Below are 5,931 nucleotides of genomic sequence, written 5' to 3' on the forward strand. Positions count from 1 at the left end.
GGCCCCGCGCGCCCGGCCCCCCCGCGCCGCGGCGTCGTCCGGGGGGTGCGTCAGATCTGGACGCCGAAGTCCTGGGCGATGCCCGCCAGGCCGGAGGCGTAACCCTGGCCGACGGCGCGGAACTTCCACTCGGCGCCGTTGCGGTACAGCTCGCCGAAGATCATCGCGGTCTCGGTGGCCGCGTCCTCGGAGAGGTCGTAGCGGGCGATCTCGGCGCCGCCGGTGGCGTTCACCACGCGGATGTAGGCGTTGCGGACCTGGCCGAAGCTCTGGCCGCGGGCGGTGCCGTCGTAGATGGTGACCGGGAAGGTGATCTTGACGGCCTCGGCCGGGAGGCCGGCCAGGTTGACGTTGAGCGACTCGTCGTCGCCCGCGCCCTCGCCGGTGCGGTTGTCGCCGGTGTGCACGACGGTGTTGTCCGGCGTGCTGGTGTTGTTGAAGAAGACGAAGTGGGCGTTGGAGAGCACCTTGCCGTCCGCGTTCAGGACGATCGCGCTGGCGTCGAGGTCGAATTCGGCGCCGGTCGTGGTGCGGACGTCCCAGCCCAGGCCGACGGTGACCGCGGACAGGCCGGGGGCCTCCTTGGTCAGCGAGACGTTGCCACCCTTGGAGAGGCTCACTGGCATGACGATTGCAGTCCCTTCGTTCGCTTCGTGCGCTTTTTCCCGGGACAACGCAATACTCCGGCGGCTTGGTTCCGCAGGTGCCGTGAATTCTTCGTGGGGGCGAATGCCGGGGCAAAGCGGCGGCAAAGAGAGGTGTCAGACGCGGCGGAACCGGCCCTGCAGCGACCAGATGTTCGGGTTGTCGGCCAGGTCGGGGTGCATGTCGAACAGGTCGGCGAGGGTGTCCTGGAGGAAGTCCCGGGCCTCGCGCCGCAGGTCGCTGTGGCGGATCACGGCGGGCGGCTCGTCGGGCAGCCAGGTCGCGGTGACCTCGACCCAGTTGAAGCGGCGGGCGAAGCGCAGCAGTTCGGTGTTCTGGGTGAAGTCCAGGTCGGCGGTCTGCACCCGGGCGGCCCGGCTGCCGTCCGGGTCGCGGTCCAGGTGCTCGGCGATGTCGCACAGCGCCCAGGCGAAGTCGAGCACCGGCACCCAGCCCCACGCGGTGGACAGCTCGGCGCCCTCGGCGTCCAGGTAGACGTCGCCGCAGAACAGGTCGTACCGCAGGGCGTGCACGGACGCGGTGCGGTAGTCCGTCTGCGGGGGGTCGGGGAAGCGGTTGGAGAGGGAGTAGCCGAGCTCGATCACGTACGCCATTGTCGGGGCTCGCGGCGCTCGCGGGTAACCGGGTGCCGGTCGGCGGCGAGAGGCCGCGGATAACCTGGTGACCGGGCGGGTCGGGCGCGGGATGATGGGCACATGCCCGAGCCCATCCGCGTACGGGGGTCGGTGGTCGTTCCCGACGCCGAGCTCGTCTGGCGCTTCTCGCGTTCCTCCGGCCCCGGCGGCCAGCACGTCAACACCTCCGACTCCAAGGTCGAGCTGCGCTTCGACCTGGCCTCCACCAGGGCGCTTCCCGAGGTGTGGCGCGAGCGTGCGCTGGAGCGGCTGGCCGGTCGGCTCGTGGACGGCCGGGTGCTGGTGATCCAGGCCTCGGAGTTCCGTTCGCAGTGGCGCAACCGCGAGGCGGCCGGGGCCAGGCTGTCGGCGGTGCTGACCGAGGCGTGCGCACCGCCGCCGAAGTCCCGGCGGGCGACCAAGCCGAGCCGGGGGATGGTCGAGCGCCGGCTGTTCACCAAGCGGCACCGCTCCGAGGTGAAGCAGGGGCGCCGCCCGCCGCGGGGCGGCGAGTAGCTCAGCCCAGGGTGCGGTAGCCGCCGCGGAAGTAGAGCAGCGGGCGGCCGCCGGGGTCGGGCACCGCGGCCTCCAGGACGCGGCCGAGCAGCAGGGTGTGGTCACCCGCGGGTATCCGCTGCTCGGTGCGGCACTCGACGGTGGCCAGCGCACCCTCGATCAGCGGGGCGCCGGTGTGCGGGCCGCGGTGGTGCGGGGTGTCCGCGAACAGCAGGCGGTCGCTGAGCCGGCCCTTCATGGCGAAGCGCGAGCCGATCGTCTTCTGCCCCTCCGTCAGCACCGAGACCGCCCAGGTGTCGACCCGGGAGAGCACCTCGTCCGTCCGGGAGTCCTCGCGGACCGAGATCAGCACCAGCGGCGGCTCCAGCGACACGGACAGGAAGGACGTGGCCGTCATGCCGATGTCCTCGCCGTCCTCCGGGTCGTGGACGGTCACCAGGCTCACACCGGCGGCGAGCTGGGAGAGTGCTGCCCGGAACTCGTCGGGCGTGGCATGGGGGGCAGCTTCGGGCTGCGGCGACGGGTACACGTACCGCACGGTAGTCGTCACCCGCGGGAAACGGCATCGGGCCATGGTCGTAGGACCGGCGGTGTGCCGGGGGTGTCGCGGCCGGTGTCCGGACTCACTCGCAGGGGTGAAGTCGGCGCACCGGCGGGTGCAGCCGGCTTCAGCTCCGGGCCGCCGAGGTCGACCAGGGAAAAGGCCCTGATAGCGCTTTATGTCCCGCTATGGGGCGGATGAGCTGATTAAGGGCGCATTAGTGTCGTGTGATTTAAGTCACAAGTGGCGCCCTATTGCTGACCGAGCGTGCCGAACGCTGTGCTCCCTGTGATTCAGTTCTTCTGGCAATCGGACGATAACCAATCAAGAACTATCCGAAGCAGCCGGGGAGCCCCCGCATGGAAGCCGAGTCGGAGCCGTACGTCCGTCTCGCGACCCTCCGCACCTTGCACCGGGTCGTGGCGGACCTCAACGCTGCCCGCAGCCTCGCGGGCACGCTGCAGGCCGTCGTCGAGGGCGCGGTGCACGGGCTCGGCTTCGACGCCGCCGCGGTCAGCCTGGTCCGGCCCGACGGCGACCTCGTGGTGGCGGCCGTCTGGGAGCTGGAGGAGAGCCCGATGGGCGGCCCCTCCGTGCTGCTCGGCCAGGTCGGCTCACGGGAGTCCTGGGACCGGCTGCTCGGCGTCAGCGACCACTGGGGCACCCTGCGCTTCCTGCCGTACGACCGCGGCTGGGCCGTCGCCAGCGACATCCCGCGCTGGATCGGGGACGGCACGCTGCCCGTGTACGCCAACGACTGGCACCCCGCCGACGGGCTGCTCGCCCCGATGTACAGCGCCGGCGGCGACCTGCTCGGGGTGCTCTCGGTGGACCGCCCGCGCAGCGGCAAACGGCCCGGGGCCTGGACCCGCGAGGCCCTGGAGATGTTCTCGCTGCAGGCCTCCATCGCGATCGGCAACGCCCGGCTGCGGGCCGAGATGCAGCGCGCGCTGGCCCGGCTGGAGAAGGAGCAGCAGGCGCTGCGGGCCAGCGAGGAGAGCTTCCGCCAGGCCTTCGAGTACGCGCCCAGCGGGATGGCCATCACCGAGCTGCACGGCGCCGGGCGCGGCCAGCTCACCCGGGTCAACGACGCGCTCTGCCGACTGCTCGGCCGCCCCCGCGCGGTGCTGCGCCAGCAGAGCTTCGCCGACCTCGTCCACCCCGAGGACCGTGCCCTGCTGGAGCGCACCAGCGCGGAGAGCGGCCGGGCGGAGCTGCGGCTGTCCCGGCGGGACGGCGGCTACCAGTGGGTCTGTCTGCGCAACTCGATCGTGGCGGACGCGGCCGAGGGGCCGAGCTTCCTGCTCACCCACGTCGAGGACATCGAGGACCGCAAGCGGCACGAGTTCCAGCTCGCCCACCGGGCCAGCCACGACGCGCTCACCGGGCTGCCCAACGGTGCCGAGCTCAAGGCGCGGCTGGCCCGCCGGCTCTGTTCCCAGCCGCAGCCGGTCGGCGCCGCGGCCGGCCCGGCCGGTCCGGTCGAGGCCGCCTACCCCCCGTCGTACGGCTACCCGGCCGGTCCGGTCGAGGCGGCCTACCCCCCGCCGTACGGCTACCCGGCGGACTCCTACAGCGCGCACGCGGCGCACGACGGCCTGGAGGGCGCGGACCCGTACGCCGGGGCCGTGCACGGCTACGGGCTGCCCGAGGGCGGTCCGCCGCCGGGGATCGGCCCGGGCTACGGGGAGCACGTGCACGCCGTGGTCCCGGCCGACCACGGGCCGGGCGGCGAGGCCTGGTCCGCGCCGTTCCGCTCCGGCGGCGCGGCCGTGCCGGACAAGGGGCTCGCGGTGCTCTTCTGCGACCTGGACGGATTCAAGTCGATCAACGACCGCTTCGGCCACAACGCGGGCGACGCGGTGCTGGTCGAGGTCGCGCGGCGGCTGAGCCAGGCCGTCCGGGACGGCGACACGGTGGCCCGGCTCGGCGGCGACGAGTTCGTGGTGCTGGCCGACGGCATCGGCCGCGAGGAGGCCAAGGACCTCGCCCACCGGCTGCGCAACGCGATCATCCCGCCGATGCGGATCGACGGGCGGGCGATGCGGGTGGGGGTGAGCCTCGGGATCGGCTGGGCCGGCTGCGGCATGAGCATCGAGGAGGTGCTGCACACCGCGGACGAACGGATGTACGACGAGAAGCGGGCGCGCGGCGGGGCCGTGCGCGGGGCGCGCGGAGAGCGCTCGCACCGGCGCGCGGGCTGAGACCGGACGCGGACGGACGACACCGCCGCGGCGGCGCCCTGGCCGGGTTACCCGCGAGTTGTCAAGGGTTCTTTTCCCGCCGTCACACAGGACAGGTAGGGTTCCCGGTACGACAGCGTCCACGATCTGCGCCGCCCGCAGCCCGGCGGCGCGCACCGGATGGGGGAACAGACCACCGTGACGACCGCCGGCAGCAACGGAGTGCCCGAGGGCCAGGGGGGCGGTGCCCCGCAGGACGACGACCCGTTCGGCTACCTCTACCGTCCGGCCGACGGCTCCACCGGGCAGCCGGCCGAGCCGCAGCAGGGTGTCCCCCGCACGTCGTACAACCGGCCGATGGAGGTCGGGCGCGCCCAGTACGGCTACGGCTACCCGCCGCGGGCGCAGCAGCAGCAGTACGGCCAGCCGGGCACGCCGCAGGGGTACCCGGGCGGTCAGCCGCAGGCCCCGTACGGTCAGCCCGGCGTGCCGCAGCAGCCGGGCGAGTACGGCGCCCCGCCGACCCAGCAGACCCGCTACGCCGAGCACTCCCGCCCGCAGCCGGGTGACGAGCGGCCGAGCAGCGGCCGGAGCAAGGGCGCGGTGATCGGCGCGGTCGCCGTGGTCGCGGCCATCGCGATCGGTGCCGGGATAGCGCTGTCCACGGGTGGCCAGGAGGGCGACAAGACAGGCAAGGGCGGCGCCGCCACCACCTCCGCGCCGGGCCCCACCACCCCGGGGCCGACCGGCACCACGGCCGGAGCCTCCCCCTCGTCGAGCGCCACCGTGATCTCCGGCCCGTCGACCGTGGACGCGAGCCAGTTGCAGGCGCAGAACGCGCCGTCCGGCAACACCGTCAAGGGCGCCAAGTCGACGGACGGCAGCTACCTGACCCTCCAGCCGGGCGGTTCGGTGACCTGGTCCGGCGACGTCGCCGCGGCCGGTTCGTACAAGCTGACCGTCCACTACAACTACCTGGGCCCGGACATCAAGGGCGCGGCTGCGGTGAACGGCAAGGACTGGCCGTCCGGGATGACCTACAAGGTCTACGGTCCGGCCCCCAAGGACCAGAACTCCGCCTGGTACACGACCTGGATACTGCCGCAGTTCGCGGCCGGGCCGAACTCGGTGACGTTCACGGTGCCCTCAGGGGCGGTCCTGATCGACCAGGTCACCATCGAGCCCGGCGGCTGAGCCGCCGCCCGTCGCCGACGCACCACGGCCGCCCGTCCCCGTCCGGGGGAGGGCGGCCGTCGTCGTTCCGGGGTGCGGCGGTCAGGCGGGCTTGACGGTGGAGAAGCCGTCGGCGCCCAGGACCCAGCGGCCGCGGCGCATCACGGCGACCAGGTCGTAGGTCCCGGAGTCGACCACGACGAGGTCGGCGAGCTTGCCGGTCTCCAGCGAGCCGACG

At 73.2% G+C, this 5,931-nt stretch carries 6 protein-coding genes; 3 read left to right on the forward strand and 3 right to left on the reverse strand.

Annotated features, from left to right (window positions below):
• Positions 1-50: 50 nt before the first annotated feature.
• Together ACFV04_RS42945 and ACFV04_RS42950 are read right to left on the reverse strand one after the other, a co-directional pair.
• Entirely contained in the window at positions 51-626 is a 576-nt protein-coding gene (locus ACFV04_RS42945; protein ID WP_360264097.1) for a TerD family protein, read from the reverse strand.
• Between the two features lie 135 nt (positions 627-761).
• Positions 762-1,259, reverse strand: a complete 498-nt coding sequence (locus ACFV04_RS42950) for a hypothetical protein (protein ID WP_380350022.1) — start codon at positions 1,257-1,259, stop codon at positions 762-764.
• A gap of 102 nt (positions 1,260-1,361) precedes the next feature.
• Here ACFV04_RS42950 and arfB point away from each other — a divergent pair, with 102 nt between their 5' ends.
• Complete coding sequence (gene arfB, locus ACFV04_RS42955) at positions 1,362-1,796, forward strand: alternative ribosome rescue aminoacyl-tRNA hydrolase ArfB (protein ID WP_360264103.1); 435 nt, start codon at positions 1,362-1,364, stop codon at positions 1,794-1,796.
• A gap of 1 nt (position 1,797) precedes the next feature.
• Here arfB and ACFV04_RS42960 read toward each other — a convergent pair whose 3' ends face one another.
• Positions 1,798-2,370: a flavin reductase family protein gene (locus ACFV04_RS42960; RefSeq protein ID WP_380350026.1), complete on the reverse strand. Its 573-nt coding sequence runs from the start codon at positions 2,368-2,370 to the stop codon at positions 1,798-1,800.
• A gap of 326 nt (positions 2,371-2,696) precedes the next feature.
• On the opposite strand from ACFV04_RS42960, the gene ACFV04_RS42965 reads away from it, so the two are divergent.
• Together ACFV04_RS42965 and ACFV04_RS42970 are read left to right on the forward strand one after the other, a co-directional pair.
• Positions 2,697-4,541, forward strand: a complete 1,845-nt coding sequence (locus tag ACFV04_RS42965) for a diguanylate cyclase domain-containing protein (RefSeq protein ID WP_380350029.1) — start codon at positions 2,697-2,699, stop codon at positions 4,539-4,541.
• Positions 4,542-4,718: 177 nt separating this feature from the next.
• Positions 4,719-5,714 carry a hypothetical protein gene (locus tag ACFV04_RS42970; protein WP_380536520.1) on the forward strand — a complete coding sequence of 332 codons (996 nt, stop codon included), beginning with the start codon at positions 4,719-4,721 and terminating at the stop codon, positions 5,712-5,714.
• Positions 5,715-5,931 lie beyond the last annotated feature (217 nt).

Source organism: Kitasatospora sp. NPDC059599 (assembly GCF_042735125.1).
GTDB lineage: Bacteria > Actinomycetota > Actinomycetes > Streptomycetales > Streptomycetaceae > Kitasatospora.